The sequence below is a fragment of the Thermococcus eurythermalis genome, from assembly GCF_000769655.1.
Classification (GTDB): domain Archaea; phylum Methanobacteriota_B; class Thermococci; order Thermococcales; family Thermococcaceae; genus Thermococcus; species Thermococcus eurythermalis.
On sequence record NZ_CP008887.1, the window covers coordinates 467,376 to 493,957 of the forward strand.

A 26,582-nucleotide genomic window follows, 5' to 3' on the forward strand; every position below is an offset into this window, starting at 1 on the left:
TTGCACATTCGTCCCTTACATGGACATGGGTGCACAAAATTGTACAGGGGGTTGAGAGATGGTAGAAGCCGGTTCGAAGAAGGGGACCTACCGTGAGATAACTCCCGCGGCGATAGTTCTCGGTGTCATCTGGGGCGCCTTCATGGCGGCCAGCTTTACCTACGCGGGAATGATAATGGGCTTCACCTCCGGCGGTTCGGCAATCGCTGCCATCGTCGGCTGGGGAGTCCTCAGGGGAATCCTCAAGAAGGGGACCATCGTTGAGAACAACATCGTCCAGACCATAGCCTCTGCGGTCAACATCTCCGTTTCGGGAGTCATCTTCACCATCCCGGCGCTCTACATCATGGGGCTCCACGAAGAGATAAACATGCTGTACTTCTTCCTTGCCACCGCGGCGGGAGCGATACTGGGAATCACATTCATAATCCCGCTGAGGAAGCAGATGATCGAGATTGACAGGCTCCGCTTCCCGACCGGAACGGCAGTTGCGACCGTCCTCAAGACCCCGGGAAGCGGAATCGAGAAGGCCAGGCTCCTCTTCATAGGCATGGCCGTCAGCGCACTCATCTACCTCGTCCAGCAGTTCCCGGTGCTCGGCCTTCCGGAGATAATCCCCGAGTACGTTGACCTCGGTGCAGTGCTCCACCTCCCGGAGTGGATTGACTTCAGCATGGCCCTCTCTCTGATGGTCTTTGGAATGGGTCTCATCACCGGAAGGAACGGTCTCATAGTCCTCGCCGGCGGAATACTCTCATACTACATCATCACGCCAATAGTCAAGGCCCTCGGCTGGCTCCCGAGCGACGTCACCGGTGCGGCGGTCAGCGGCTTCGTTTACTCCAACATGACCAGGCCGCTCGGTATCGGAATGCTCCTCGGCGGCTCGATAGCGGGCCTCATACTCTCGATGCCAGTCATCGTCGTGGCCCTCAGGAGCATAGCCAGCGCGAGCAAGCTCGGAACAGGCAGGAACGAGGAGCTCCCGATAAAGTACCTCTACGCCGGAATAGCCCTTGCATTCGCCCTGTTGCTGATCATCACCTACCAGATTGGCGGTCTCGGCCTCGGCAGGAGCCTGCTCACTGCGCTCGTCGGTGTCGCCTGGATATTCGTCGCCTCACTGCTCGTCGCCATGGCAACTGGAATGACCGACTGGAGCCCGGTTTCCGGTCTCTCCCTCGTGTCGGTCATGATACTCCTCTACCTCACCGGCAAGCAGGTTCCGCTCACCATACTCCTCGGAGCCACCGTCGGTGTCGCCATCTCCGGTGCCGCCGACATGATGCAGGACCTCAAGACCGGCCACCTCGTCGGTGGAATTCCCTCTAGGCAGCAGAAGGTCGAGCTCCTCACCGCCTGGATAGGCCCGATAATAGCCCTCACCGTCGTTGACCTCATCTGGAGGGCCTACGGTATCGGAAACGAGACCGTTCCTGCCCCGCAGGCAATGGCCCTCAAGTCCATGGTCGATGCTATCCTCGGCGGCAACGTCCCGGTGGACAAGTTCTTAGCTGGAGGAATCCTCGGCTTTGCGCTCTCAATGAGCGGAATACCCGGACTTGGAGTCCTCGTGGGTCTCTCAATGTACCTGCCGATGCTCTACATCCTGCCCTACGGACTTGGCTGTGTCGTCCATGACGTCCTCAAGAGGAAGAGGGGCCACGAGTTCATAACTGAGAAGGTGCTCCCGGTCGCGGCAGGGCTTATGGTCGGAGAGGCGGCAATGACGCTCCTGTTCGCCGTCCTCACAGTCATGGGAGTGCTCCACCCGTGAGGTGATGGAAATGAAGAAGCTCGTCGGAAACGTCCTGCTCACAGCGGGCCTCATCGTCGGCGCAATAACCGCCGCGAGGATACCGCCCATGTGGGGCGGTGTGGCCGTTTCCCTGGCCATAATGGGCGTTGGTATCTTCCTCAGGCGCCAGGGTGAGAAGGAGGAGCTCCACAGGGCGGCAGAGAGCGGAACCGGTGGCGTCAAGGAGCTCGACGCCCTCCTCACCGATGCCATCAGCAGGATTGAGAAGATAATGGACGCCCCGCGCGAGGAGGTCGTCAGGGAGCTCACCAAAGTCCTTGAGGAGCTCGAGGAGTTCGCCGAGAAGGCCCAGCCCCTCAGGATAGAGGGCCTCATGACCTACGGAAACATCATGAGCATCTTCAGCAGGGGCGAGAGAGCCCTCAACAGGGCCTGGAGCGCCTTCGCAGACGGCTACGAAGAAGAGGGAAGGAAGTACCTCCGCTACGGCTACGAAGACCTAAAGGAGACCCTCAGCGCGGTTAGGGCTCTGAAGGTCTGAGCCCTCTCCTTTCTTCTCTTTGGCTATTCTATCACGTAGGTATGAACCATCAGCCCGCCGTGGCCGATGAGGCGGTGGTGTTTGATTTCAAAGCCGTTCTCCGTTATTGCTTTCTCTATGGCCTTCTTTTCCGTCGTGATGAAGACGCCGCGCTTTTCGAGGACTTTGGAAAGCTCGCTGAAAAAGTCCATGTAGAGCTTCGGTATCATGCTCTTCCGCCCGATTTTGAGGCCGTATGGAAAGTTGCTGACGGCAAAGTCCACGCTCTCGACGTACTCGCTCAGCCTGGTGGCGTCGCCGAGTATGAACTCTATCCGCTCTAAGACTCCCGCGGAGAGGGCGTTCATCTTGGCCCCGTTGAGGTGTTTTCTGTACTTCTCCAGGCCGATTATCCTTCCACCGTAGCCCCTGAGGGCGAGCTCTATTGGAATAGTCCCGCTTCCGCAGAACGGGTCGATGAAAGAACCGCCGTCCGGCTTCGCCAGCTCAATCAGCGCGTTGGCTATGCTCGCCTTCAGGTGCGCGGGGTGGTCGTAGACGCGCCAGGGCCTCTTATGGAGCGAGCTGTCACCGGTAGTGTCAATCCCTAGGAAGAAGACGTCCCCAACCAGTTCGGCCCTGAATATGACAGCGGGGTGGTCGAGGTTCACCTTCGGAGTCCCGAACCGGGACAGGCGGTCGAATATGGCTTTGCCAACGGTTTTGGCTATATCAACGCTCGTTATCCTGTGCTCTCCCTTCCGGAAGCTCCTAACGGCGAATGTCTCGCTGACCTTGACGTGTCTTTCCACTGGAAGCGATGCCACGAAGTCCTCAATCCTCTTGAGGGCCCTCTCTGGCTCGTCTTCACCGATGCCCTCAAACCTCTCGCTCGCTATCTCGACTATCACGCGGTGGAGGAGCCTTGAGCGCTCGTTTAAGTAAGTGGAAACGCTTAGCTCCCTCTTCCGTCCCTTCTCGTCGGTGTAGAAGGCCTCGCCAACCTCTGCCAAAACCCTCCCCTCGACACCGAGAGGTCTCTCCTCCACTCGAAACTGAACTCCAAGGGGCGAGAGAAGGCCCTCCACCTCGGCCTTTGCCAGGTCTTCAATTCCCTGTGAAGTCGTGAGCAGGAGCTTCATGATGACGAGTGCTCGGCACGTCTTTTAAGCTTTTGCTGAGCTAATAACAATACCATCAATACTCTACCCTGTGCTTTTTATAACTTAATTATCAAGTTGAGTACGTATTCAAATGATGATCTCTAGTTGTATATTGCGACATTTTGCTTATTGTTGGAAAGTTCGTTTGTCGAACTGTTAATTTTTATGAACGTAACTTTTATATGCTTGGATGTTATAGAATTATACGTGGTGAATGTAAATGGAGAGCGAGGAATTCATTAGTTCACTGTATCTTGATAAAATACTAGATGAATACCTTCTGTTCTCACCAAAGACACTCCACCTTATTCGGTTGGATAATGAGAGTTATGAGCTACTGAATCACATTAAAAAGTATGGAATTAACGAGGGCGTTAGTGAGTTCTTAAAAAGGCACCCTAGACTCAATCGTGAAGATGTGGACAGGATAATAGAAAGCTTGAGGGCCTTGGATGCTGTTCCTTATTGCTTGAACGATGATTATAACTCCCCGGAAGTCGTTCCTGCTTCTGTTGCTCTCTATCTCACGAGTGCATGTAACTTTAAATGCGTGTATTGTTATGAACAGCAGCATGGGATTCCGCTGTTTATGATCCGTGATGAGAATGATGCAGATGACATAATTGAGTTTTTACTTTCTAAGGGATCCTCCAAGCTCTCCGTTGGTTTCTTCGGGGGTGAGCCTCTCCTGAATTTCCGCATACTTAGATACATTGCAGAAACCCTTTCACGGAGGGCAACCTTATTAGGAAAGGCTGTTAATTTCAGCATCACAACCAACGGTTACTTGATAACGCCTTCTGTTGTGGATTTCTTCAAAAAATTCCGCTTTAATGTCGTTTTCAGTATGGATGGGCCCAGAGAGATACAGAATCACAACCGGCCCACTAAAACAGGTGATTCAACGTTTGACGTGGTCATGAAAAATCTTCGGCTTCTCATTGCCAGTGGTGTTCCTGTGACTGTGAGGGCGACCATACTTCCGGAGCAGATTGACAAGTATTTTGAAATTTTTAGATTTTTTGTAGAAAACGGTGTTGGAAGTGTTCACATTGAGCCCGCATCTATTGGCTCAAATAGCTTCCGCGAGATAATACCACCACTGAAAGAGCAATTGAGACTCGTTGCCGAGTACGAACTTCAGCACATAGAGGAGACAGCGATGTTCAGGTATTCCCACTTTAGGAAGTATTTTGCTATCCTGGCCTCGAGGCGCGCCCTTCTCTATCCCTGCGGTGCTGGTAGGAAACTTTTTGGGATATCCTCAGACGGAAGGCTTTATCCATGTCAAAGGTTTGTGGGAATGGACGGGTTCGTTATAGGGGACATTAGATCTGGCGTTGATATTAGTTCTGAGGTAATACAAAAAATACTTCTCAATCCCCCAAGGGAGCCATGTAGCCAGTGTTGGGCTTATCCCTTGTGCAGAGGGGGTTGTTATTACATAAACTACATGTATTCAGGGGATATTCACAAACCTGATCCCTATTACTGTGAGTTTATTAGAGAGCTGATACGGCTTTCCATGTGGCTTTACATCAAAGTTAAGCGGAGTCACCCGGTGGTTTTCGAGAAAATGCTGAAATCACTTAAGTACAACTCACCCCTTGCCGGGGTGAGCGAGGCCTCGGCCGATGAGTCAAAAATTAAAAGGAGGTTGGTGAAGTATGGAGTTCGAAGTCGTGAACCCCGGAGACAACACCAAGTCTGGAAATAGACCTTGCCCACTTTTTGACCATGGCGGCTGCCCGTTCCCGAAGGACATGGAGTGTTGGTGGCCAGAGGACATATGCTACAGGCCTGAGCCAATCTGATGAGATTTTCTTTAAAAATCTTTACTTTTTTCCACTGTCCAGTGTCTAATCTAGGGGATGATGCAAAATGAAGCTCCCGTTCAAGAGCATTGCCCGGCTGGTGGCGATATACCTCTGCGTCCTTCTGGTTATTGTCCTCGTTGCGGGGGCCGCTGCCAACAAACGTACTTGGAACTACGTTTATGACGCTGTAGAGTCCTTCAGGATTTTTAATCCCGAGTTCTACTCCGAGCTTGAACGAAACGCCACCCGCGAGGGAATCAGCGTTGAGGAGTACTACTATAGAATCCTGACCAAGAGTGCGGGGGTGCGAACCCACAACCTGTTCGTTATGGGTATAGACCTGCTGAAGAAGAGTTTCAAGTACCTTTCGACTCAGAATGACTACGACCTGGGACGTTCAATCGGGGTCTCTATTCTGGTGCTGGCCGTCTCTATGCTGGCCATCATGCTCGGCGGCTACATCATCGGTCGGCTCGCCGTGAAGAGGAAACGGCTCTCAACGGTCGTTGACAACCTGGCACTTTTCTTCGCTGGGCTGCCCTCTTGGTGGGTCGGTGCCGTCCTTGTGTCGGTTTTCGCGGTCAAACTTGACCTTCTGCCCATCAGCGGGATAACAACCGTTCCTCCAAAAACAGGGTTTGCACTCGTCCTGGACGTTTTGAAGCACCTGGTTCTCCCTGTGGGGGCGATTTTCCTTATCCACGTCTGGGAGTTCGCTTCGGTGGTTGCCCATGCGTCCAGGGAGGAGCTTGGCAAGCCCTACATCCTCGCGGAAGTGGCTAAAGGAATTCCGGAGGGGGTTATCTTCCGAAAGCACGTGCTCCGGAACATCTCAATACTGCTCGCGTCCTTCAGCGTCCAGAAGTTCATGGAAATGACCACCGACTACCTAATTGTGGATGCCTTCTTCGGCCTTGGCGGGCTTGGCGTCCTTCTGAGGAACAGCTTCGTACGCACGGTCGTGGTTCCCCAAGGAGTGGTCATGAGGTTTAACTATCACCTGTTTTTCGTGGTTCTGCTGTCAATAGCCACCATCGGCTTTCTGATGTCCCTGCTCCTTGAACTTGTTAAGGGCATACTTGACCCGAGGGTGAGCTGAGATGAGGCGGAAGGTGGGCGCTCTGATACTGGCCTGTTTCCTGCTCTTTGTCGCTGTTTCGAACCTCACCGTGGATAGAGAAAAGCTTGAGAGGTGGGAGGACATAAACTACTGGAAGGACTACCCGAGGAGGGCTTATCCCTCCTGGTTCTCTACGTTCCGCGACTTAACTCCCACCGTAACGCTCTCCCCTGAGGTTTCGGAAGAAAACGGGACTTTTGTGTACCGCTTTGTTTACAATCACAGGGCCTCCGACAAGCCAAACGACGTAAGGTTCTACGGCCTTTCGCGCCAGGTTAAGGTTGAAATAAGCGTCACCCGGCCGGACGGCATCGAGGTGACCCTTTACAGGGGGAGACCCGTTTCGGAAAACATGAGCCTGAACGTCAATATGAAGTCCGGGGTTGAAAGCCAGATATCTTCTGTGTTCGGCCTCTCTGTGGAGAGCTACGTCCTGCGGCCCCCCACACACCTCCTTTTCATCGCGGACGCTTCCTTTGAGACCCTTAAAGGTGAGTACGTCTTTGAGGTCAGGTCGCCGGAGCCGCTTTCCCCGCAGATGCAGGTTATAGGAACGTGCTACGGCCTGATGGGCACTGATTCAAGGGGTCGGGACCTCTGGGTCGGCTTTGTCAAGGCAATGAACAACACCCTGTTCCTGGCCTTCTTCACCGCTGTGTTCGTCGTTGTCCTGGGCGTCATAATCGGGATGGTCTCTGGCTACGTTGGTGGGGCAGTGGGCGAGGCTTTGAGCTTCATTCTGGAGGTTCTTATGACCCTCCCCCTCCTTCCGATGCTCGTTGTCCTCGTCTGGCTGTTCTCTACCCAGGGTCTGAGGGAGCAGGTGCAGATTAACCCGGTGGTTTTCATGCTGCTCGTTGCTGTAATGATAATGGGCAAGCTCGCAAAGACCATCAAGATGATGACCGTGAAGGAGAAGGTTAACGAGTACGTCAAGGCCGCGGAAATCATGGGAGCTGGGACACTGTGGGTCCTCAGGAAGCACATATTCCCGCCGATTCTGAGCTTCTCGGCCAGGTACTTCGCGACGCTCCTGGTTAGAGTCGTGGCGCTTATTTCCCTCTTTGGGTTCTTCGGGCTAATCCCAGGCACAAACTGGGGTTCCTTCATGATAGAGGCAATGATGGAGGGGGCAATCTACGGTGGCTGCTGGTGGTGGATACTTCCCCCGGGACTCGCCATGGCTGTCCTGAGCGCCGGTTTAGTTTTAATACTGCCCTCGGGAGAGGTCCAGTCCGTCACCATTGGGTAGTCACTCCAGTATCGCTATGACCCCTTTCCACTTCTTCCCGAAGCACTCGCTCGCTATGACGCTCTTTCCGGTCAGTTCCTCAAGGAACTTTAAAGCTGAGTCGCACTTCTTGAAGCCGGTCGCTATGCCGACGGTTACCCCCTCGATTTCCCTCACGCCGGCCCTCTTCTGGTTGTCCAGCTTTTCCATAAGCTCGTCCCCAAAGCGCCAGAGGATTCTTCTCGGGTCGACTAAAAGCTCCTTCTCAACGCCCTCGAGGACGTCCTCAAAGTCCCAGGCGAAGTCTCTGTTCCTCTCTTCCTCGCTCGCGAAGAGGGTAAAGCGACCTGTCTGCCACTCCCTCAGGAGCCACCTCGCTGTTTCCTCAAGGTCTACCTCTCCGCCGGCCTTTATGAGGCCCCTCTTCTCCCCTATTTGCCTCAGAATTTCCTCCTCGCTCTCAAACTCCTTTATGCCGAACTTCTCGGTTATCGCTTTCTTTCTCGTCTCAAGGATTCTGGATATGAGCTTCAGCGCCGGCTTGACCGGCTCTTCAATCTTGTCCGCCGGGAAGCCGCCCTTTATGACGAGCTCGTCGAAGTCGTCTATCGGCACTACTCCGGGGCTGTCAAGGAGCCAGAGCCTCTTGCTGAGCCTTATCAGCTGTTTGCCCTTTGTGTAGCCGGGTATGGGCGCTGTCCCAACTGCCCTCTTCCCCTTAAGGGTGTTTATTATCGTGCTCTTGCCGACGTTGGGATAGCCTATCAGGGCCACCTTGACCTTCTCTTTCTCGCCTAACAGGGGCTTTGCGAGCTTTTTGAGCTCCCTCCTGAGGATTCCGGTTCCCTTCCTCTCGCGGGCGGATATGAAAACCACGGGTATCTCGCTCTTCCTCTTGTACTCCTCGGCCCACTCTTTGGGCACGAGGTCTGCCTTGTTCATGACTATGAGGAGCGGTTTGCCCTCCTCCTGGATGAGCCTCTCCAGCTTCCTGTTGCGGGTCCCTATTGGGTCCCTGGCGTCAACTACCTCAACGACCACGTCGGCCTCGTCTATGACTTCCTTAACGACCTTCCAGGCCTTCTTCTGCTTCATCTCTAACCACCGTTATCTCAAAGATTACGGTTCCTCCGTCGGTGTACGGCGGTCCCGGGTCGAGACACTGGACGTATGCCTTGTCTCCTTTGCCCAAGCCTAACTCGCTCGGTTTAATACCCTTTCGTAGCGCAACTATGTACGGCAGTAGCGATGCGAATGCATGGGTGCATACCGCATCGGTCTCGTCGAGCTTGACCCTTGGGCCTTCTACAACGATTCTGTCACCTTTTTTGAAAACTGGACATTTTCCTCTCACTTCTTTGACAACTATTTCCAATCGCTCCACGTTCCCACCGAAACGTAAATAAGGATTAAGAACTCAAAAACTATTCGGGACATAATACATTGCGATAACTGTTATGGTGGTGCTCAAAGTGGCTGAGGATATTGAGGCGAAAATACGGCGTCTGAGGGAGCTCGGGAAGGTAACTACCGAACCCGAGGCTCCTCCGGTTAAACCACCAACGGCTTCGGCGAAGAAGCCCCCCCGCAGACCCCGCTCCATCAGCACTATCCGCGAGAAGGAGAGGCGTAGGAGAGTCCTTGTTGGAGCGTCTGTTTTAATCATAGTACTCCTTCTAATCTCTGTTGGCGTCTACTCATACCTTCAGAGCAGAAGCACGGCCAAGCTAAACGAGCTCCGCACCAGTAAAATCAACGAACTCAACACCTATTTTTCAAGCTACAACTTCTCCAATAGAGACTGTGTCCAAAAGGCGCTCCAGTTTAAAGACCTGGCTCTACGGCAGATTCAGAGTGCAGGTAGCGTTGATGAGCTCGAGGGGATAAACGTTAGGGCTTACTTCGATAAGGCAGTTCAGGCATACTCTGAGTGCGTCCGCGAGCAGGAGAGAATAGCCTATGAAAAACAGCTGAACCAGACAAAACAGGCCAAAGTCAGGGCAATTAAAACTGCATTCCAGCCGCTTCTCTCGATGCCGCTTCCAGACAGCATAAGAACCAAGGTCGTCTCTGCAATGAAGACCCTTGAGACCCAGGTCGCCAACGCTCAGACCATTGAGGAAGTTGAATCCATAAGCCCGGACTCATACCTGCTCTCGCTCTGGAAAGACTACTACTTCTGGAAGATTGACGAGATTCCCGGTAACGAGATTATCCTTGAGAGGGGTGGCTCCAAGCAGCTGGTTTCCAAGTCTGAGGCGAAGGCCCTGCTCGGCGCGGCCACTGATTACGCCGAGCTTCTGCAGTACAGTGTCCACGAAGTTCAGTACGTTGAGATTGCCCTTGTGCTTCCAAGGGAGAGGATTACCGGCGGGTTCCTCACCCCGGGAGACCCCGTGATGTTCTTTGCCAAGAACGGTACTCAGGGCCTCTACCGTGAGATAGTGAACCAGGGCTACGTTGAACTCGTCCTGCTGCCGACTGATGCCGGTCGTATCTCGGCCAGTGAATCTCAGAGCCAGAGCAGCTCGACGGGCTCATCAACTTCAACGACCTACCAGGAGAACCATGCCTCTGAGTACAACCCCGGTAGCTTCCAGTACTCGAACGGCACCCAGGTCTCGGACACCTACTCAAACTCCCAGAGCTCCAGCCAGAGCTCCTCAGCCAGCTATTCCTACAACGTTGACCTCAAGGAGATACTGAAGGCGATAGCCGCCGGAAAGATACAGGCGAGTGACCAGGCCAAGCAGGCCCTTGAGAACTACGGCTGGAAGATTATTGACCTTGAGCAGTCTTCCGACATGCTCGTGCTGTCCCCGGATACGGAGTTCCTCGTGATCGTCAGGGTTCCGTCAATCTTCGTCCCGGATATACTCCAGAACCAGCAGTACCTCTACATAGCGAAGGTATCAACGTGAGGTGGTGCCCATGAGGAAGCCCCTTTCCATTCTTTTGATTTTCGTAGTGTTGCTTTCAGCCCCTGCATTCTCTCTGGCCAAAGATTACAGCCTTCCGGGCGCTATTTCGGGGGGAATCACCTACAACAACATAGGCCTCTACGGTGAAATCATGGTTGATTTCAACGTCACGCTCGTTAACACTGCTCCGTATCCCAAATACGTCATGGTTAACCCGAGGTATGACTTTAAGGTTCTCCGGGGGAACGGTAGTGAGTACCATTACAATTACAGAACCAGCGATGGAAACATCAAAGGGGCGATTTCGAGGGAACTCGTTTCCAGGTCCGTTAACTACGTCACCGGCTTTTGGCTGGCCCCTTACGAAACCGTCGTTGTTAACTTCAGGATAAACGAAAACGCGTCTTATCCAGTTCCCCTTGTCGATTTCAGGTCTCACTGTGGCAATCTAGGCAAACTGACAGAGCTCACATATGAAAACGGCACTCTCGTAGGTGTGGTTCTTGACAACAACGGGGGCCTGGACGGGTTAATCTGTGATTCCCTCTACCCCTATCTCGTGAACAGCCCGATGTTCCTGAGTGTCCGCTCGATGTTTCCTATTCCTGACCGGAACATAGAGGTGCTTAAGTACGAGGGCGTCGTTAACTTCAGGATTACAAACGTTCCTAACTTTGAAAACAAGGATAAGCTCTTCGACGTTTTCTTCGCAGTTGCACAGCCCGTGGTGTTCCTCGACGGCGAGACCTACGGCTACAGTCCGAACTATACGATGACATACAGTGAGTACGTCCAGAAGTTCGTTTGGGAGTACTCCGGCAGGAGCAGGCCTGAGAAAAAGGCCCCAAGCGTTTCAGTTCCTGAGAACGGCCTCTTCAAGCTCACGGACACCCTGATTTCGGGCGTTGAGGTTGGCTCGCCTTTGAAGGTGGAGAGAAAGTCTTATAGCGGTCCGGATTTCCCTGTATGGATAGTATTCATGGGAGACAGGGTTGATATAACATACCGTGTGAGCTGGAATAACAACTCCGGACGGTGAGAGTTCGTGTTCGGCGAGAAAAAGAAAAAGGAGGAGGGCTTTTCCTGGATAGACGAGATACTCTCCGGTAATGCGGATCCATTAGAGAATGTTCTCAAAAAGAAGGGGGAAGAGAAGCCGCCCCTTCCATTTTCTTCCTCAGAGGGCTCTCTTGAGGATATCCTTGGAGGCGTTTCAAAAGAAGGGACAGAAGCCAAGAAGGGGCCGGAGCAGACGTCTGCTGACATACTGAGCTCCATACTCGGGGGAGAGTCATCTAAACCAAGGCCGGAACCCCAGCCCCCAAAGCCGGAGACCGGTGCTGATATTCTGAGTTCCCTTCTCGGTTCCTCTCCAGCCCCTGAGCCGAAGCCCCGGCCAAAGCCCGTTGAATCAAAGCCTCCTGAAACTCCTGCTGGTCTGGTGGGACTGCCCTCCACTGGCGGCGGTACCGGTGTTGATGTCCTGAGCGAGATTCTCGGGAAACCCTCCTCAAGTGCCCCTCCAAAGAAAACTCTCCCAGTTCCGCCTGGAAGGCCCCCAAGCGATATCCATGATATCCTTGGCTCTTCGCCCTCCGAAGAGTCGTCCCTGGCCGGAAGGGGTGAGGTACTTGACGCGTACGGCAATGTCCGTATCATCAGGGTCAAGGGAGAACCCGTTCCAATTTACGAGGTTCGCTTCCCCAAGCTCAGCGCAGAAGAGCAAAGGCTCTTCCGGCGCATCAAAGAGAGGGCTATAACCGAGATTCAAATTGACCCGACGGCCATACCAAACCCCGAGGAGCGCAGGAAGGTCTTCATGAACGCAGTGAAAAAGATGATTAAGGAGGAAGCCCCCCACTACTCGGAGGGCAGAATTGAGGTTCTGGCCGACATGATAGTCCAGCAGATGATAGGCTACGGCAAGCTTGACCCTCTCGTCAGGGACGACAACCTTGAGGAAATCATGGTCATAGGCACCAACAGGCCTGTTTACGTCTGGCACAGGCGCTTCAACATGTGTAAGACCAACATAGTCTTCCCGGAGGACAAGGAGATACTCAACATAATCGAGAGAATAGCGAGGGAAGTTGGCAGGAGAATTGACCAGCAGAGCCCCCTCCTGGACGCCCGTCTCCCGGACGGAAGCCGTGTTAACGCCACTATTCCCCCAATCAGCTTGGACGGTCCGACGATAACCATACGTAAGTTCAAGAAAGACCCGCTCACCATAATAGACCTTATCAAGTACGGTACCATAAGCCCTGAGATAGCGGCGTTTTTCTGGGTTCTTGTTGACGGACTAGGAGTTAAGCCCGCGAACATTCTTGTGGCCGGAGGAACGGGTTCCGGAAAGACGACGATGCTTAACTCCCTTGGAATGTTCATTCCACCGAGCGAGCGCGTTATCACCATCGAGGACACCGCCGAGCTCCAGCTCCCCGTTGAGCACTGGGTAAGGCTTGAGACCAGGCCGCCGAACCTTGAGGGTAAGGGAGAGGTCACGATGGACGACCTCGTCAAGAACACCCTCCGTATGCGTCCGGATAGAATCATCGTCGGTGAGGTTCGTGGCCCAGAAGCAAGAACGATGTTCACTGCTATGAACACGGGCCATAATGGTGCCCTCTACGACTTCTCGGTCATACAGCTCTCAGACGGGCGCTTTGTCCTCATCGGCGACCTTCTTGAGGAGCTCTTTGCCAAATACTCCGACAGAATCGAGACATACAAAGATCTGGAGTATGTGGTTCTCAATGAAGAGGACAGGTTTGAGGTCGTCAGTGTCGGGCCCGACTTAAAGGCGGGGAAGCACATTGTTTCGAGAGTCTGGCGGAGGAAGGTGAGGCCCGGCGAGAAGCTCATTCGTGTTAGGACGAGGACTGGCAACGAAGTTATACTCACAAAGACCCACCCGTTCTTTGTGTTCTCGGACGGTGACGTGGTCAGGAAAGAGGCGGAGAAGCTAAAGCCCGGGGACAGGGTTGCGGTTATGAGAAAACCGCCGAAGCCACCCCAAAAGAAGGCTGTCATCAACCCCGAACTCTACGCTGGAATAAGCGACTACTACCTCGTTCCCAATGGAAATGGCCTCGTAAAGGTTCCGAACGATGGAATTCCGCCGGAGACGGCCCAGTATCTGCTCTCAGTTAACTCCAAACCGGTGAGGATAGTCCGTGAAGTGGACGAGGGACTCTCCTATGCCGTTGGAGTCCTCCTCGGGGACGGCTATATATCCTCCGACGGCTACTACATCTCGGCAACATTCGATGATGAGTCGTACATGGAAGCCTTCACCTCTTCCCTCTCAGAGTTCCTCCCTGAGAGCAGGCCGCAGGTCAAACGCGAATCAGCGTACACCGTGGTGACGTACGGATCAAAGCCCTTTGCGGAGTTCCTGCACAGAGCCTTTGGAGTACCTAAGGGACACAAGGAACAGATTGATGTCCCTGACCTGGTTCTGGCAAACGATGAACTGCTGAGGCACTTCATAGCGGGTCTGTTCGATGCCGATGCCTACGTTGATGAGAAGGGCCCCGCTGTCATTTTAACCACGAGAAGCGAGAACCTGGCGAGAAAGGTCTGGTACGCCCTCCAGAGGCTCGGAATAATAAGCACGGTCTCCCGTGTGAAGAACAGGGGTTACAAGGAGGGTATAATCTTCAGGGTCACCGTCAGGGGCGTTGATGACCTCATTAAGTTCCACCGCTACATCCCGCTCAGGCACTCGAGGAAGAGGGCAAAGCTTGAGGAAGTCATAAAGAGGTACAGGTCGTACCGCGTTAAGAGGACCGACCGCGTCCCGATTTCCCCGGTGATGCTCGAACCGCTCAGGAGAAAGCTTAACCTCACGGTTTCAGAGCTTTCAAGGCTCGCCTCAACCTACGCGGGCGAGAAAATATCGGAGAGTCTTATAAGGCACGTCGAGAAGGGCAGAACGAAGGAAATCAGGCGCTCTGCCCTGAAAGGAATAGCACTCGCCCTGCAGCAGGTTGCTGATGACTTAAAGGACGAGGACGCGTGGGTTCAGGCCAAGAGGCTTGAGCTGATAGCCGATGGAGACGTCTACTGGGATGAGGTTGTGAGCGTTGAAGAAGTCGAGCCGGGGGAGCTTGGCATAGAGTATCTCTACGATCTCACCGTTGAGGAGGATCACAACTACGTGGCCAACGGGATTCTCGTCTCGAACTGTATGGGTACCATCCACGCAAACAGCGCCAGAGAAACGATTGTCAGGCTTGAGAGCCCGCCGATGAATGTCCCGAGGATCATGATTCCTGCCCTGGACATCATCATTATGCAGGTTCGTTTCCACAGCAGAAAGAAGGGAACGATAAGACGTGTTACGGAAATAGCTGAGGTATCGGGAATAGAAGGGGAGAGCGTACAGCTCAACAAGCTCTACAAATACGACCCTGCCAAGGATGAACTCGTCCCGACGGGCGTGCCGAGCAAGACCCTCAACACACTCGCCCACCACACCGGCATGAGCGTAAAGGAAATTGAGCTTGAAATAGAAAAACGCAAGATAATCCTTGAGTGGATGATCGAGAACGGCATCAGGGGCATAAACGAGGTAGGCTACTACATCAGGCAGTTCTACATCGACGAGGAGGAGCTCATGAAGAAGATAGCCTCCGAGAGCAGTGTTGAGACTAGCAAACAGATTCAACGGATGATGTGAGGTGTTCGCATGGGGTTCATAGAGTTCCTTGAGAAGTTGGGTGGCAAGACCATAGAGATTACCGAGAAGCCGATGCGCCGTATCCCTCAGGGTAAGTCAATCCAGGAGAGGCTTCGCGCTCTAAAAGAGCTCCAGAAGGAAATAGAGGAAGAAAAGAAAGAAAGCGAGCAGGAGAAGTTCGTTGAAGAGGTCATTGAATGGCGCAAAGAGGAAATTGGCCAATCCTTCTCTGAGAGACTCGCGGAGGCTATGCTCAAGTACTTCAGAGGCCCGATAGAGTCCCTTACCCAGTCAATCAAGGGCCTTGACCAGGACCTTTACAGGGCCAGCATCTTCATGCCGAAGGAGAAGTACGTAGCTTATATGCTTGGAGTTTCAATGATGGCGGCGTTCTTTGGGTTTGTCTTTGCCTACCTCCTCTACATGCCCATAGACACCGCCCTCCTCATAGGGCTCCTTGGGTTCTTCGGCGGGTTCTTCTACATGAGGCAGTATCCAAAGATGGTATGGCGGAAGCGCGTGACTGAAGTGGAGAGGACTATGCCCTACGCACTCAGACACATGGCGTCCCTCCTCAGCGCGGGAGTTGGCATTGCCGAGGCCATACTTTCAGTTGCAAAGGCCGACTACGGAGTGCTCTCAGAGGAGTTTGAGCTCATCTTGAGGGACATGAGGACTGGCTCCTCTTTCGAGGATGCCCTGACGAAGTTCGAGGAGAAAATGGCATCTGAGAACATAAGCAGGGTCGTTAAGCAGATTCTTAGGGCCGTTAAGTTCGGTGGAAACCTTGCAGACATCCTATACAAAATGGCTGAGGACTTCTCATTTGAATACAGGATGAAGCTTGTGGAGTATGTCCAGAAGGTCAACGGTATAGCCTTTATCTACATGTTCATGACAATAGTTATGCCGACGATGTTCGTGGTTGGTGTCCTGGCCGGTTCAGTTATGGCTCAGCAGCTAATCTTTGACGTCCAGACCCTTGCGGTCATCTTAATACTGGCGTTCCCGGCCATCTCGCTGATTATCGTTAACATGATTAAGAAGGCTGAACCGAGGTGAGAACGTTGGCTCGCGGAGGCGTCTCACAGCTTCTTGTCACATTGTTTGAGAAAATTATTCCCCAGAAATACCTCAAACGGTATGAGCTGTACATCTATTCTGCCGGTATAAACTTCCTAGCGGCGGAGTACCTGGTGATTTCGTTCTTAATGGGGCTTATCTTTGCGCTCGTCGTATCTTTCCTGGGCAATACCCTTTACAGTGTAGTTGCCTTTATTGGTGGCTTCATTGGAATGGCGTTTATCTACCCCTACTGGAGGATCTCCAAAAGGATAGAGGACATGGAGAAGAACCTTCCTGATGCGTTTTTCTACCTAGCGAGCTCCCTGAGAGCGGGTATATCCTTCTCCGAGGCCCTTGAGGAGCTGACGACTGCCAAGTTTGGGGCTTTGACCGACGAGTTCAAGAGAACCGTTGCGGAGATAAAGAAAGGCCGTCCAACCGTTGATGCTCTCAGAGCCTTTGCCCTAAGGAACAAAAAATCTCCAGTTATCTATCGCTCGATGATGATTATCATCGAGGCCCTTGAAAGGGGTGCGCCGATGAGCGATGTCCTGGTGTCAGTCGGAAACGATGTCCGTGAGGTTCTCAGAATAAAACAGGAGAGAAAGGCTTCAACCGGAATGCAGGCAATGTTCTTTATAATCACGAGCGGTTTCGTGGGCCCGCTGATTCTGGGGATAGTTACAAAGGTTATGGAGTCAATGAGCGGTGCCGGGACTGGAGTTCACTTGCCAGTGGAGTCCATGACAAACGTGCTCATGGCGTTCGTGGTGGCGCAGGCACTTGTTTCAGGGCTCGGAATAGGGGTAATAAGAGAAGGGAGCTACAACGCCGGTTTGAAGTACGCGGCGTTGCTCGTTGCAATGGGCTCAATTGTCTTCAAGGGCGCTGCCCTCATCAACATCGGCTTCTGACTTCTTTATCTCCATTATCTCGACTTCAAAGATGAGGGTCTTCCCTGCGAGCGGGTGGTTGAAGTCGAGGGACACCATGCTCTCCTCGACCTTCAGGATCTTCGCTATCCCTGAGTCAGTCATAACGTAGAGCCCTTCCTGGGGCTCGAGTCCTGCTTTTGTGAACTCCTCGATGGGAACCTTGATTATGAGCTCCGGTTTGGGCATGCCATAGGCCTTCTCTGGCGGGACGGTGACCGTCTTCTTCTCGCCCTTCTCCATCCCTATGAGGGCCTCGTCGAGACCCGGAATAATCTCGCCAACTCCAATCCTTGCCCACATCGGGCCGTACTCCCTTTCCTCAACGTAAATGCCGTGTTCCCTGGCGAGCTCCTCTATGCTCGTGTCAAAAACTTCACCGTTCTCAAACCTTCCAACGTAGTTAAACAGAACGTAATCACCAGCTTCAACCTTCATTTCCTTCAACTCCAAAAATTGCTTCACTGAGGACTTACTTCGGCCCTTTATAACCCTTTTGGTTTCTCGCTTTTTTGTGCGGTAGGTATATAAGTACCTTTGCTCAATGTTATCATGGTGATCGATATGGGATACCTTTCTGACGTTCTTCGGGACGAGTACGGCAACCTCGAGGTTCGTAAGGTTTACTCCTCGAAGCTCGGGGACACCGATGTTGAGATAGTCGAAGTGAGCTCCGGTGGTGAGAAGTTCATAGCGATGTTCCAGAGCATTCCGGTTAAGGACGAAATCTACAAGTGGTCTCTGATTATAACGAGCGCCCACAACACGCGCACGATAAAGGGAATGGACAGGCTCGACGCCATAAACCTCGCCTTGAGGTCGAGCATCGAGGCGATAATAAAGGGGATAAAGGGTGAGTGACTACTTCTCTGGGAGAATGTAGTAGACGTAGTGGGGCCTGTTGGTTATCTCGTCAATGAACACCACAGTCCCGTTCCTCGGTGGCTTCAGGTAGTGGATCTCTCCCTTCCTTGTCGTTACCGCCGCGAAGGCATCGCCCGTCCTCACCCTGTTGCCGACGTTGGCTATCAATGTCTTCGTGAAGCCCTCAACGGGGAGGAGCATCAGCTCGTCGCCCTTCTTGAGGTAACTCCTTGTCCTGCCGTCAGGGAGGACGAGGATAGCGTCTGCGCTCATCTTGTGGGCTGTCCTGTCAACGTAGAGGTAAAAGCGGTCGTAGACTTCCTTGATGAGGAACTTTGCCTTCTCGCTCACGAACTCGGGCACGGGCTCTCCCTTCCTGAGCCACACCTCTACGTTGCCGTCTATTATCACGCAGTCGCCGGTTACTTTCCCGTCCTTCACGCACTCCTCCCTTGTGCTCTCGACGTAGAGCTTTGGAACCTTCTCCATGCTACCACCAAGGTTTAACTTGCATAAAAGCTTTTAAACGTGCTCTTCCTACTGTACGTGATGAAAATGTCCATCAGGGTAAAGTCACTGTCCCTGCTGGTTCTTCTGTTTTCATTGATGACGCTTCTAGTGAGGTACAGCGTCAGGACGGAGGAGTTAAAAAGAACTTCTGCGTCATCAATAGGAATCCTCCTGGGTGCCGCCGCGGCAGTCTCGGCGCTGGCCCTCCTCTTTATAGTTCTCAGCTGGCGAGACCCCACTTCCAGGTGGGAATTTAAACCCTCGTCTTCGATTTCGTGGGTTGCAATTTTTATCGGGCTTCTGGGATATTATTTTGTTCTCCTCATTATGGGCCAAACGGAGACTCCCCTTCCTTCCAACTCGTCCTTCAACGCCACCACCAACCACACTTCCGTGGGCGGGCCGGCGCTTCCCGAATATAACGTCACTTCAACAAACGCTACCCACAGAGTTTTTTCTTCGCCCGTTTACATTTTCTACGCCGCCATCATCGTTTTCGTGGTGGCTGTTGCCTACTTTGCTGTTGCCTATTACCGCGATGCCCTCAAGAAAAGGAAGCTCCGGGAGATGAGGCAAAGGGCTGAGCTTTTCGACAGAAAGGTGGAGGAATTGGGTCTCGATATGTTCAGCGACCCGAGGGAGGCCGTTGTTGGAATATACAAGAACGCTGTCCTCTGGCTTGAGGTTCTCGGCGTTCCATACAAGGAGAGCTGGACTCACTGGGAGCACGCAAGGCGGGTAAGGTTCAGGAAGGAAGCCTTCACCGAGCTGACAAGACTGTTTGAGAAGGCCAAGTACGCACCCGAAAAAGTAACCTGGGAAGACGCTGAACGGGCTTTGAGCCTCTATAGGGAGATCAGGAGGGGGATAGATGAAAATACGTAAATCGTTTCTGATCCTAATCTCCCTGCCCCTGATAGGTGGCGTGGTGTTTGGGACCTATATGCTCAGGTGGCTCTCTGTGCTGGCATTATCGCTTATCACACTCGCATACCTCTTCGGAGAAGAGCTAAAGATTTCGTACCCCTCCGTTACCAGAAGGCAGAGTGTAAAGAGAAGAGACGAAGTCAAAAGGATCGCCAAGATAATCGAGAAAGCAAAGAAAAGCCCCCTCTCCAGGTCAATACTGAAAGAGCAAATAATCGAGATCTACATGACCCTTTCGGACGATCAAGCCAAGACATATAGGGAGCTCCATGAAAAGCCCAACAAAGCCCTCCTCTTACTTGATAAGGAGGGGGATTTTGTGGAGAACCTTGAGAAGGCCTTGAAGGTTGTTGAGGTGGACATAAATGAAAGTTGAGGAAGTTCAACTGAAGGGTAACGAAGTCCTTAAGGAAGTTAAGAAGGCAATAGTTGGAAAGGACGAGGTGCTCAAGCTTATACTGACGACGATCCTGGCAGACGGCCACATCCTGCTGGAGGATCTGCCGGGCCTTGCAAAGACCCTCATGGCCAAGAGCTTCGCCAGAGCCCTTGGGGTCGAGTTCAGGCGTGTCCAGTTTACGCCGGATCTGCTCCCAAGCGATATACTCGGCGTTTCAGTCTTCAACCAGAAAACCCTTGAGTTCGAGTTCAGGAAGGGACCTGTCTTCACCAACGTCCTCCTGGCCGATGAAATAAACCGCGCTCCCCCGAAGACCCAGTCCGCTCTGCTTGAAGCAATGCAGGAGAGACAGGTGACGGTTGAAGGCAAGACCTACGAGCTCCCAGAGCCCTTCATAGTTATAGCCACACAGAACCCGATAGAACAGGAGGGCACTTATCCCCTGCCCGAGGCCCAGCTCGATCGTTTCCTCGTCAGACTGCGCGTCGGCTACCCAAGCAAGGAGGAAGAAATCGAGATACTGCGCCGGAGGGTGGAAAGGAAGAAGGAAGAGGTAGATATCCAGTCTGTAACGACGCCCAGGGAAGTCGTGGAGATGCAGAAAGCCATCGAAGACGTCTACGTAAGCGATGCGATTCTAGAGTACATAACTAACATCGTCACCGCAACGCGAGAGGACAAGAAGGAGATCGAGGTTGGCGCATCCCCGAGGGGAAGCTTGGCCCTGCTCAAGCTCTCTAGGGCATACGCGGCACTCAACGGAAGGGACTACGTAATCCCCGATGACGTCAAAGCCGTTGCCGTTCCCGCACTGAGTCACAGGCTCATCCTCAAGCGCGAGCTCTGGTACACAAGGGTCAGTCAAGAGAGTATACTGGAGACGATTCTCGACCGGGTTCCAGTTCCAAAGTTCGAGTGATGGCTATGGCAGAGGAAATCAAGCCCGAACTGACAGAGAGAGGGGCAGAGACCCTGTTCGCGATGTGGGTTATAATAATCTCCGCCTTTTTGTTCCTGCGCTGGGAGTTAGTCTACCTGATGCTCCCAATACTCTGGGTATCCTTCGTGTCGCTGTTCTTCTTCAGGCCGGGGATAAAGCTCGAAATCCAGAGGGAGATCCCCCACGATAGGATGCTCGAAGGAGAGATCGCGGAGATAAAGCTTAGGATAAAGTCCAGTACAAGGATACCCAGTCTCAAAATCGAAGAAGACCTCCCGGAGGGCCTTGAACTGGTCGAGGGGAGCAGAGAACACGTGCTCTCGCTTGGAAAAGATGAAGAACGGGTAATAACGTACAAGGTTAAGGTCAAACGAGGGATACATGAATTCAACGGCGTGAGGGTGAGTTACCGGGATCCAATGGGCTTCTTCAAGCTCGATCACTTCATAGAGCACTACACAGAACTCATAGGAATGCCCCTAATAGAGGACGTCCCAACACCCTACTCAACCAAGGGCACCAAGATCACCGCGGGCCCGCTCCCATCTCCCAGAGTCGGAGAAGGAGTCGAGTTCCACGCAATAAGGGAGTACCAGCCGGGAGACCCGCTGAAGATAATCAACTGGAAGGCAACCGCAAAGACGGGCAGGATAATGGCCAACGAATACGAGAGCGAAAGAAAGGTGGACGTCATTTTCATAGTCGATGCCTCTTACAAAAGCCAGAGGGTCTTTGATTATCTCATCCGAGCTGCTGCCTCGCTAATGCTCAACGCCCTAAACAATGGAACGAGCTTTGGTCTGCTCCTGGCCGAGGCAGTGCCCCTGTGGGTTCGCGTTGACTACGGGAAGAGGCACTTCTTCAAGTGCATTGACTTCCTCAGCACGGCCCGGCCCGACAAAAACAATATGATAGCCTACCAGGTCGAGCACCTTATCAGGTCTCGTTTTCCCCCCAGGGCACAGCTCCTTTACTTTTCCACCCTTCAGACCGAGGAGAGCAGGGAGGCCCTCAGAACCATGGCTTCCTACGGCTACCGCGTCGTTGTGATTTCCCCAGATCCGTACAGTGGTGTAGAGCCCAAAACTAAGGAAGAAGAGCTGGCCCTCAAGCTACTGAGGCTCAAGAGGAAGGTGCACCTCAAAAAGATGGCCGCCCACGGCATTATAATAGACTGGGATGTCAAGAAACCTCTAAAAGCCGCCATCGCAGAGGTGATCCTCCTATGAGAAGGCTCCAAAGGAGGCTCTACTCGTTGATTCCCCTGGTGCTCTCAGGTTACCTGCTCTACACCACAGCAGGAGAATGGGCCCTCCTTCTCTTCCCGCTGGCGTTGATAGGAATACACTGGCACTTCTTTGGCATGATATTCCTGATTGGGACGGGGATAATACTCGTTTACAAAAATATCGGGGGAGTACTCGGGCTGTCCATCGTCGCACTGGCACTTCTGGCGGTTGAAATGGGCCAAATGGACAGGGAGAGGGCCCCTTATGAGCACTACGCCGTTCTGGTACTGGCAACTTTCCTGAGCATTCCAACGTACCTGTTGATCTACACGATATCCCCCTTCCTGCCCAAACTGGAGGTCACCGCAATAGCGGCCGGCCTCGTGCTGGCTCTTTACCTGTTTACAAAAACCGCAGGGGAGGGCTAAACGCTCCAGCTCCCCTTTTTCTTCAAAACTTCCCTCGCCCGCTCCAGCCCGAGCTTTATGCAGGCCTCCAGCGGCTCTCCCCTGGAGTAGCCAGCCAGGAAGCCGCCGGCAAAGGCGTCCCCGGCACCGGTGGGGTCAACGATTTCCTCGGGCCTTATTGGAAGTGCAGGGAACTCCCTGAACTGTCCGTCGTAGACAAGGACTCCCCTTTCGCCGCGGGTTATGACAACGATTTTTGCTCCCCAGTCGTGGAGAACCTCTGCGGCCTCCTCAACGCTCTCCGCGCGGGTTATGAGGAGTGCCTCCCTCTCGTTCGGGAAGACCACCTCGGCCCGCGAGACGATTTCTCTCATGAGGTCTCTTTTCTCCATGTAGTCGTCCATATATGTCGGGTTGAAGTCGAGGCTTATCCTCTTCCCTTCAAGCCTTTTAACGACCTTCAACTGTTCCTCCGGCGGAATAGGGGCTATATGAAAGACCTCTGCCCCCATGTACTCCTCTGGAATTGGCGTCTCCCCCATCTTCTCGGCGACTCCCATATCTACCGGTGCGTCAACGCTCCCGTCCTCGTGGTAAATCATGTAGATGTGGATTGTCTTTCCAGGAAGGACTTGGACTCCCCTAACATCGAGGATAGAGGCCAGCTTTTCCATCCATTCCTCTGGAAAGTCCTCGCCGACTTTGGTCACGAGACCCACTCTTGCACCGGCAAGGGCAGCAGAGGTCGCAACGGCCGCCGCAGCCCCACCTGGCAGGAGTATCTCTTCCTTCCCCGGAAAGATGATGTGGTCAACGGAAACGTGCCCCAGGACGACCAGGTCGAGCTTCATCTTCACCACCAACTGCGCGTTTTTCGGTGACTACGACCGTCCCTTTAAGCGGTTTCCGGTTGAGTAATCGGCTTTTACCCCCTCGTTTAGATGTCCATCGAAAAGGTTTAAAAGTTCCGACGCCCAAAATTTTTCGGTGATACCCCATGGAGTCTGTTTTCCAGAACGAGACCATTAAGGAAATTCTAGCCAAGTACAGGCGCATCTGGGCCATCGGCCACGCTCAGAGCGTTCTCGGCTGGGACATGGAGGTCAACATGCCGAAGGAGGGAATCCTTGAGAGGAGCGTTGCCCAGGGTGAACTCTCAGTCCTCAGCCAGGAGTTTCTGCTCAAACCGGACTTCGTCGAGCTCGTCGAGAAGGCCAAGGGAATCGAAGACCTCAACGAGTACGAGCGCGGTGTTGTTAGAGTCCTTGACAGGCAGATAAGAATCAGCAAGTCGTTCCCGCCGGAGTTCCTCAGGGAGATGAGCGAGGTCACGAGCCAGGCGACCAAGGCCTGGGAGGAGGCTAAGAGGACAGACGACTACTCAAAGTTCGAGCCCTGGCTCGACAAAATCATAGACCTCGCCAAGAGGGCCGCCGAGTACCTTGGCTACGAGGACGAGCCCTACGATGCCCTCCTGGATATGTTCGAGGAGGGACTCACGACCAAAGAAGTCGAGAAGATGTTTGACAAGCTCGAGAAGGAGCTCAAGCCGCTCCTCGAGAGGATAATGGAGGAGGGCAAGGTCCCGAGGGAGCACCCCCTCGAGAAGGAGAAGTATGAGAGGGAGCAGATGGAGAAGGTGAACCTCTGGATTCTCGAGAAGTTCGGCTTCCCGCTCGGCGTCCGTTCAAGGCTCGACGTTTCGGCCCACCCGTTTACCACAGAGTTTGGAATCCGCGATGTTAGAATAACCACCCGCTACGAGGGCTACGACTTCAGGAGGACTGTCCTGAGCACCGTCCATGAGTTCGGACACGCGCTCTACGAGCTCCAGGGGGACGAGAGATTCATGTTCAGCCCGATAGCCGGTGGGGTTTCCCTTGGAATCCACGAGAGCCAGAGCAGGTTCTGGGAGAACATCATTGGACGCTCAAGGGAGTTCGCGGGGCTAATCTACCCTGTCCTGAAGGAGAACCTGCCCTTCATGACCAACTACACGCCGGAGGACGTTTACCTGTACTTCAACATCGTTCGCCCGGACTTCATCAGGACTGAAGCCGACGTCGTCACCTACAACTTCCACATACTGCTCCGCTTCAAGCTTGAGAGGATGATGCTCAACGAGGGCGTTAAGGCGAAGGATTTACCAGAGCTCTGGAACGAGGAGATGGAGAGGCTCCTCGGCATAAGGCCCAAGACCTACGCTGAGGGAATACTCCAGGACATCCACTGGGCGCACGGAACGATAGGCTACTTCCCGACCTACAGCATCGGAACGCTCCTCGCGAGCCAGATATACTACCACATGAAGAAGGACATCCCGGACTTCGAGGAGAAGGTCGCTAAAGCCGAGTTCGAGCCGATAAAGGCCTGGCTCCGCGAGAGAATCCACAGGTACGGAAGCATCTACCCGCCGAAGGAGCTCCTCATGAAGGCCATCGGCGAGGAGCTGAACCCGGACTACTTCATCAGGTGGGTGAAGGAGAGGTATCTTTGAGTTACAGCTTTGCCACTCTTATTTTTCTTCAGAGGATAAAAGAAAAGGCCGTATCAGCTCTTATCGGCAGAGTCTATGCAGAGTCCGGTTCTCGGGTCACAAATTCCGGGGGATTTCCCGTCCGTCACCGTAACTAAAAGCATTGGGACGTCAACGTGACGGTAATCGCTTGTGTTTACCTTCATCATGTATACCAACGCGTAACAATCGCGCTCGGGAGTCCCCTTGATGGAGTAAAGGAACCCGGACTGCTCTCCCGAGTAATAGTGGAATCCGAACGTGAGCGATATTGAGTTCAGAACCTTGGCGAGGTTCGGGTACCTCGATATGAGATCCGTTTCCTGCAGGGCTTTAACAATTCCCGGCCCAATCGGAACGGAGAGGCTTGACTCGGAGGTGAACCTCCAACTTGAGTGGCCCCTCATATAAACTATCGTCTGTTCTCCACTCGAGGACAACCAGATTCTTTGCACTTGGGAGGAGTCAGGAACGCGATAGTAATGGGGCTCTGAGGAAATGAAGGGAGACCATAACCCTTTTGTCCCCTCGACGAACTTGGGCCCATTGGATGTCTCCTCGACAGTGTATCTGCCTTCGGAGATGATTTCAAGGGGATACGTGGCCATTACAGGTAGCTTTGTGAACTTCTCCGTGTAGCGGTCGTAGGCGAGGACGCCAAAAACCACCACTTGATACTTGACATAAAGATTAACGTAACGCGACCAGACCGAGTCTTCGGGGTGGATGTTGCCTGGAGTACGGTAGCCTATGTCAATGCCCTTTCCATCAAAATGTTCGCCGAGTTTTTTCGTGTAGACCGTAATGGGTCCAACGTTTAATCCCACCGTCCAGTAGGCGTACGTTGAGCGGTGGAAGAACAGCCACGTTTCAAATTCAAGTTTCCGGAGGACGTTGTTTTCGACGCGTATTCCGATGAAGGATATTGGTTCTGTGATTGTTTTTGATTCGAGGACTTCGACCCAGTTCGTGGTGACATCGTTTGGAACGCAGTACCGGGGTCCCTCGGGAACGTAGCCCTTTGGACAGGGTTTTGCAGTCATAACGCTTGGCTTGTTGGGGACTTCAAGCGGCTTGAGTACGACTTTGCTTCCCCTGAGGGTGGCGAAGCCGAGTCCTTTATCGTTCACGAATATCACGAGGGGAACTGGCTGTGTTCTGAGAACGTTGTTGTTTTCCGCTGAGAATACTCTCAGCCATTCCTCCCGGGGGATTTTGATGAGGGTTGGGAGGAGCTCCACTTTCCCGGTTTTCAAGAGTTTGACTGAACCGTTTGGAAGGGGGTAGAAGACGGCGTAGTGGCCGGAGCCTTCGAATTCGTAAAGGTTATAGCCGAGGATTTCAATGGTGGTGTTCTCATCGAGTAACCATACCGTCGCCACAACGATGGACGTAACGCTCCCCGTGAGTAATAACAAGAACAGTAACAGCCCAAGTGTCCGCGGGCTCCGCATATAGACACCTCCTAATGGTAGTCAATAAAGATTACCTATTAAGAATATAAAAAGTCTTTTGGCGATGATTGCTTGTAATACACCTGATGGCGTTAGCGTGCAGATATCCAACCTGGGAGTAACA

General features: G+C 53.1%; 24 protein-coding genes. 17 read left to right on the forward strand and 7 right to left on the reverse strand.

Going from position 1 to position 26,582, the window contains the following annotated elements:
- Positions 1 to 58: 58 nt before the first annotated feature.
- Together TEU_RS02520 and TEU_RS02525 are read left to right on the forward strand one after the other, a co-directional pair.
- Complete coding sequence (locus TEU_RS02520; RefSeq protein WP_050002291.1) at positions 59 to 1,777, forward strand: OPT family oligopeptide transporter; 1,719 nt, start codon at positions 59 to 61, stop codon at positions 1,775 to 1,777.
- A 4-nt stretch (positions 1,778 to 1,781) separates the two neighbouring features.
- The gene (locus tag TEU_RS02525; RefSeq protein ID WP_227738755.1) at positions 1,782 to 2,300 is read left to right on the forward strand and encodes a cell division protein; all 519 of its coding nucleotides are present in this window, start codon (positions 1,782 to 1,784) and stop codon (positions 2,298 to 2,300) included.
- 23 nt (positions 2,301 to 2,323) lie between these two features.
- Here the strand turns inward: TEU_RS02525 and trm14 are convergent, their stop codons facing one another.
- Positions 2,324 to 3,421 (reverse strand): tRNA (guanine(6)-N2)-methyltransferase, encoded by a 1,098-nt coding sequence (gene trm14 / locus TEU_RS02530; RefSeq protein WP_050002293.1) that lies wholly within the window; start codon positions 3,419 to 3,421, stop codon positions 2,324 to 2,326.
- 241 nt (positions 3,422 to 3,662) lie between these two features.
- Between trm14 and TEU_RS02535 the strand changes: the two genes are divergently transcribed.
- From TEU_RS02535 to TEU_RS02545, 3 genes are all read left to right on the forward strand, one after another.
- Entirely contained in the window at positions 3,663 to 5,159 is a 1,497-nt protein-coding gene (locus tag TEU_RS02535; RefSeq protein WP_050002294.1) for a radical SAM/SPASM domain-containing protein, read from the forward strand.
- A 164-nt stretch (positions 5,160 to 5,323) separates the two neighbouring features.
- Entirely contained in the window at positions 5,324 to 6,358 is a 1,035-nt protein-coding gene (locus TEU_RS02540; RefSeq protein ID WP_050002295.1) for an ABC transporter permease subunit, read from the forward strand.
- Between the two features lies 1 nt (position 6,359).
- On the forward strand, positions 6,360 to 7,631 hold the full coding sequence (locus TEU_RS02545; RefSeq protein ID WP_050002296.1) for an ABC transporter permease: 1,272 nt from the start codon (positions 6,360 to 6,362) through the stop codon (positions 7,629 to 7,631).
- Here TEU_RS02545 and TEU_RS02550 read toward each other — a convergent pair whose 3' ends face one another.
- Both TEU_RS02550 and TEU_RS02555 read right to left on the reverse strand, forming a co-directional pair.
- The gene (locus TEU_RS02550) at positions 7,632 to 8,705 is read right to left on the reverse strand and encodes a YlqF/YawG family GTPase (RefSeq protein WP_050002297.1); all 1,074 of its coding nucleotides are present in this window, start codon (positions 8,703 to 8,705) and stop codon (positions 7,632 to 7,634) included.
- Complete coding sequence (locus tag TEU_RS02555) at positions 8,674 to 8,994, reverse strand: TIGR04076 family protein (protein ID WP_050002298.1); 321 nt, start codon at positions 8,992 to 8,994, stop codon at positions 8,674 to 8,676. The genes TEU_RS02550 and TEU_RS02555 overlap by 32 nt, the downstream gene beginning before the upstream one ends.
- Before the next feature lie 88 nt (positions 8,995 to 9,082).
- On the opposite strand from TEU_RS02555, the gene TEU_RS02560 reads away from it, so the two are divergent.
- From TEU_RS02560 to TEU_RS02580, 5 genes are read left to right on the forward strand one after another with little or no spacing between them, the layout of a single operon-like run.
- A complete protein-coding gene (locus TEU_RS02560) occupies positions 9,083 to 10,531 on the forward strand; it encodes a DUF515 domain-containing protein (protein WP_050002299.1) in 1,449 nt (482 codons plus the stop codon).
- A 10-nt stretch (positions 10,532 to 10,541) separates the two neighbouring features.
- Positions 10,542 to 11,570, forward strand: coding sequence for a hypothetical protein (locus TEU_RS02565; protein ID WP_050002300.1), 1,029 nt, complete (start codon positions 10,542 to 10,544; stop codon positions 11,568 to 11,570).
- A 6-nt stretch (positions 11,571 to 11,576) separates the two neighbouring features.
- The gene (locus TEU_RS02570) at positions 11,577 to 15,215 is read left to right on the forward strand and encodes an ATPase, T2SS/T4P/T4SS family (protein WP_050002301.1); all 3,639 of its coding nucleotides are present in this window, start codon (positions 11,577 to 11,579) and stop codon (positions 15,213 to 15,215) included.
- 9 nt (positions 15,216 to 15,224) lie between these two features.
- Entirely contained in the window at positions 15,225 to 16,277 is a 1,053-nt protein-coding gene (locus tag TEU_RS02575) for a type II secretion system F family protein (RefSeq protein WP_050002302.1), read from the forward strand.
- A gap of 5 nt (positions 16,278 to 16,282) precedes the next feature.
- Complete coding sequence (locus tag TEU_RS02580) at positions 16,283 to 17,194, forward strand: type II secretion system F family protein (RefSeq protein WP_169741386.1); 912 nt, start codon at positions 16,283 to 16,285, stop codon at positions 17,192 to 17,194.
- On the opposite strand, the gene TEU_RS02585 is transcribed toward TEU_RS02580, so the two are convergent.
- Positions 17,150 to 17,650 carry an FKBP-type peptidyl-prolyl cis-trans isomerase gene (locus TEU_RS02585; protein ID WP_050002304.1) on the reverse strand — a complete coding sequence of 167 codons (501 nt, stop codon included), beginning with the start codon at positions 17,648 to 17,650 and terminating at the stop codon, positions 17,150 to 17,152. The two genes, TEU_RS02580 and TEU_RS02585, sit on opposite strands and share 45 nt — an antisense overlap.
- A gap of 114 nt (positions 17,651 to 17,764) precedes the next feature.
- Between TEU_RS02585 and TEU_RS02590 the strand changes: the two genes are divergently transcribed.
- Positions 17,765 to 18,073 (forward strand): hypothetical protein, encoded by a 309-nt coding sequence (locus TEU_RS02590; RefSeq protein WP_227738756.1) that lies wholly within the window; start codon positions 17,765 to 17,767, stop codon positions 18,071 to 18,073.
- Here TEU_RS02590 and TEU_RS02595 read toward each other — a convergent pair whose 3' ends face one another.
- A complete protein-coding gene (locus TEU_RS02595) occupies positions 18,074 to 18,565 on the reverse strand; it encodes a DUF2118 family protein (RefSeq protein ID WP_050002306.1) in 492 nt (163 codons plus the stop codon).
- A 60-nt stretch (positions 18,566 to 18,625) separates the two neighbouring features.
- Here TEU_RS02595 and TEU_RS02600 point away from each other — a divergent pair, with 60 nt between their 5' ends.
- The 5 genes from TEU_RS02600 to TEU_RS02620 are packed head-to-tail and all read left to right on the forward strand — an operon-like array spanning position 18,626 to position 22,510.
- Positions 18,626 to 19,471 carry a DUF4129 domain-containing protein gene (locus tag TEU_RS02600; RefSeq protein WP_227738757.1) on the forward strand — a complete coding sequence of 282 codons (846 nt, stop codon included), beginning with the start codon at positions 18,626 to 18,628 and terminating at the stop codon, positions 19,469 to 19,471.
- The gene (locus tag TEU_RS02605; protein ID WP_050002308.1) at positions 19,458 to 19,889 is read left to right on the forward strand and encodes a hypothetical protein; all 432 of its coding nucleotides are present in this window, start codon (positions 19,458 to 19,460) and stop codon (positions 19,887 to 19,889) included. The genes TEU_RS02600 and TEU_RS02605 overlap by 14 nt, the downstream gene beginning before the upstream one ends.
- Positions 19,879 to 20,832, forward strand: coding sequence for an AAA family ATPase (locus TEU_RS02610; protein WP_050002309.1), 954 nt, complete (start codon positions 19,879 to 19,881; stop codon positions 20,830 to 20,832). Before TEU_RS02605 ends, TEU_RS02610 begins: the two co-directional genes overlap by 11 nt.
- A gap of 5 nt (positions 20,833 to 20,837) precedes the next feature.
- Positions 20,838 to 22,082, forward strand: a complete 1,245-nt coding sequence (locus tag TEU_RS02615) for a DUF58 domain-containing protein (protein ID WP_050002310.1) — start codon at positions 20,838 to 20,840, stop codon at positions 22,080 to 22,082.
- Entirely contained in the window at positions 22,079 to 22,510 is a 432-nt protein-coding gene (locus TEU_RS02620) for a hypothetical protein (protein WP_050002311.1), read from the forward strand. The genes TEU_RS02615 and TEU_RS02620 overlap by 4 nt, the downstream gene beginning before the upstream one ends.
- Here the strand turns inward: TEU_RS02620 and TEU_RS02625 are convergent.
- The gene (locus TEU_RS02625) at positions 22,507 to 23,340 is read right to left on the reverse strand and encodes a carbohydrate kinase family protein (RefSeq protein WP_050002312.1); all 834 of its coding nucleotides are present in this window, start codon (positions 23,338 to 23,340) and stop codon (positions 22,507 to 22,509) included. The genes TEU_RS02620 and TEU_RS02625 overlap by 4 nt on opposite strands.
- Positions 23,341 to 23,486: 146 nt before the next feature.
- Between TEU_RS02625 and TEU_RS02630 the strand changes: the two genes are divergently transcribed.
- Entirely contained in the window at positions 23,487 to 24,986 is a 1,500-nt protein-coding gene (locus TEU_RS02630; protein ID WP_050002313.1) for a carboxypeptidase M32, read from the forward strand.
- A gap of 53 nt (positions 24,987 to 25,039) precedes the next feature.
- Here TEU_RS02630 and TEU_RS02635 read toward each other — a convergent pair whose 3' ends face one another.
- Complete coding sequence (locus tag TEU_RS02635) at positions 25,040 to 26,458, reverse strand: hypothetical protein (protein WP_144244798.1); 1,419 nt, start codon at positions 26,456 to 26,458, stop codon at positions 25,040 to 25,042.
- Positions 26,459 to 26,582 lie beyond the last annotated feature (124 nt).

Coding starts and splice junctions, on each gene's coding strand:
- TEU_RS02520 (WP_050002291.1), top strand. CDS start 59: ATGGTAGAAGCCGGTTCGAAGAAGGGGACCTACCGTGAGATAACTCCC.
- TEU_RS02525 (WP_227738755.1), top strand. CDS start 1,782: ATGGAAATGAAGAAGCTCGTCGGAAACGTCCTGCTCACAGCGGGCCTC.
- trm14 (WP_050002293.1), bottom strand. CDS start 3,421: ATGAAGCTCCTGCTCACGACTTCACAGGGAATTGAAGACCTGGCAAAG.
- TEU_RS02535 (WP_050002294.1), top strand. CDS start 3,663: ATGGAGAGCGAGGAATTCATTAGTTCACTGTATCTTGATAAAATACTA.
- TEU_RS02540 (WP_050002295.1), top strand. CDS start 5,324: ATGAAGCTCCCGTTCAAGAGCATTGCCCGGCTGGTGGCGATATACCTC.
- TEU_RS02545 (WP_050002296.1), top strand. CDS start 6,360: ATGAGGCGGAAGGTGGGCGCTCTGATACTGGCCTGTTTCCTGCTCTTT.
- TEU_RS02550 (WP_050002297.1), bottom strand. CDS start 8,705: ATGAAGCAGAAGAAGGCCTGGAAGGTCGTTAAGGAAGTCATAGACGAG.
- TEU_RS02565 (WP_050002300.1), top strand. CDS start 10,542: ATGAGGAAGCCCCTTTCCATTCTTTTGATTTTCGTAGTGTTGCTTTCA.
- TEU_RS02575 (WP_050002302.1), top strand. CDS start 15,225: ATGGGGTTCATAGAGTTCCTTGAGAAGTTGGGTGGCAAGACCATAGAG.
- TEU_RS02585 (WP_050002304.1), bottom strand. CDS start 17,650: ATGAAGGTTGAAGCTGGTGATTACGTTCTGTTTAACTACGTTGGAAGG.
- TEU_RS02590 (WP_227738756.1), top strand. CDS start 17,765: ATGGTGATCGATATGGGATACCTTTCTGACGTTCTTCGGGACGAGTAC.
- TEU_RS02595 (WP_050002306.1), bottom strand. CDS start 18,565: ATGGAGAAGGTTCCAAAGCTCTACGTCGAGAGCACAAGGGAGGAGTGC.
- TEU_RS02600 (WP_227738757.1), top strand. CDS start 18,626: ATGAAAATGTCCATCAGGGTAAAGTCACTGTCCCTGCTGGTTCTTCTG.
- TEU_RS02605 (WP_050002308.1), top strand. CDS start 19,458: ATGAAAATACGTAAATCGTTTCTGATCCTAATCTCCCTGCCCCTGATA.
- TEU_RS02610 (WP_050002309.1), top strand. CDS start 19,879: ATGAAAGTTGAGGAAGTTCAACTGAAGGGTAACGAAGTCCTTAAGGAA.
- TEU_RS02615 (WP_050002310.1), top strand. CDS start 20,838: ATGGCAGAGGAAATCAAGCCCGAACTGACAGAGAGAGGGGCAGAGACC.
- TEU_RS02620 (WP_050002311.1), top strand. CDS start 22,079: ATGAGAAGGCTCCAAAGGAGGCTCTACTCGTTGATTCCCCTGGTGCTC.
- TEU_RS02625 (WP_050002312.1), bottom strand. CDS start 23,340: ATGAAGCTCGACCTGGTCGTCCTGGGGCACGTTTCCGTTGACCACATC.
- TEU_RS02630 (WP_050002313.1), top strand. CDS start 23,487: ATGGAGTCTGTTTTCCAGAACGAGACCATTAAGGAAATTCTAGCCAAG.
- TEU_RS02635 (WP_144244798.1), bottom strand. CDS start 26,458: ATGCGGAGCCCGCGGACACTTGGGCTGTTACTGTTCTTGTTATTACTC.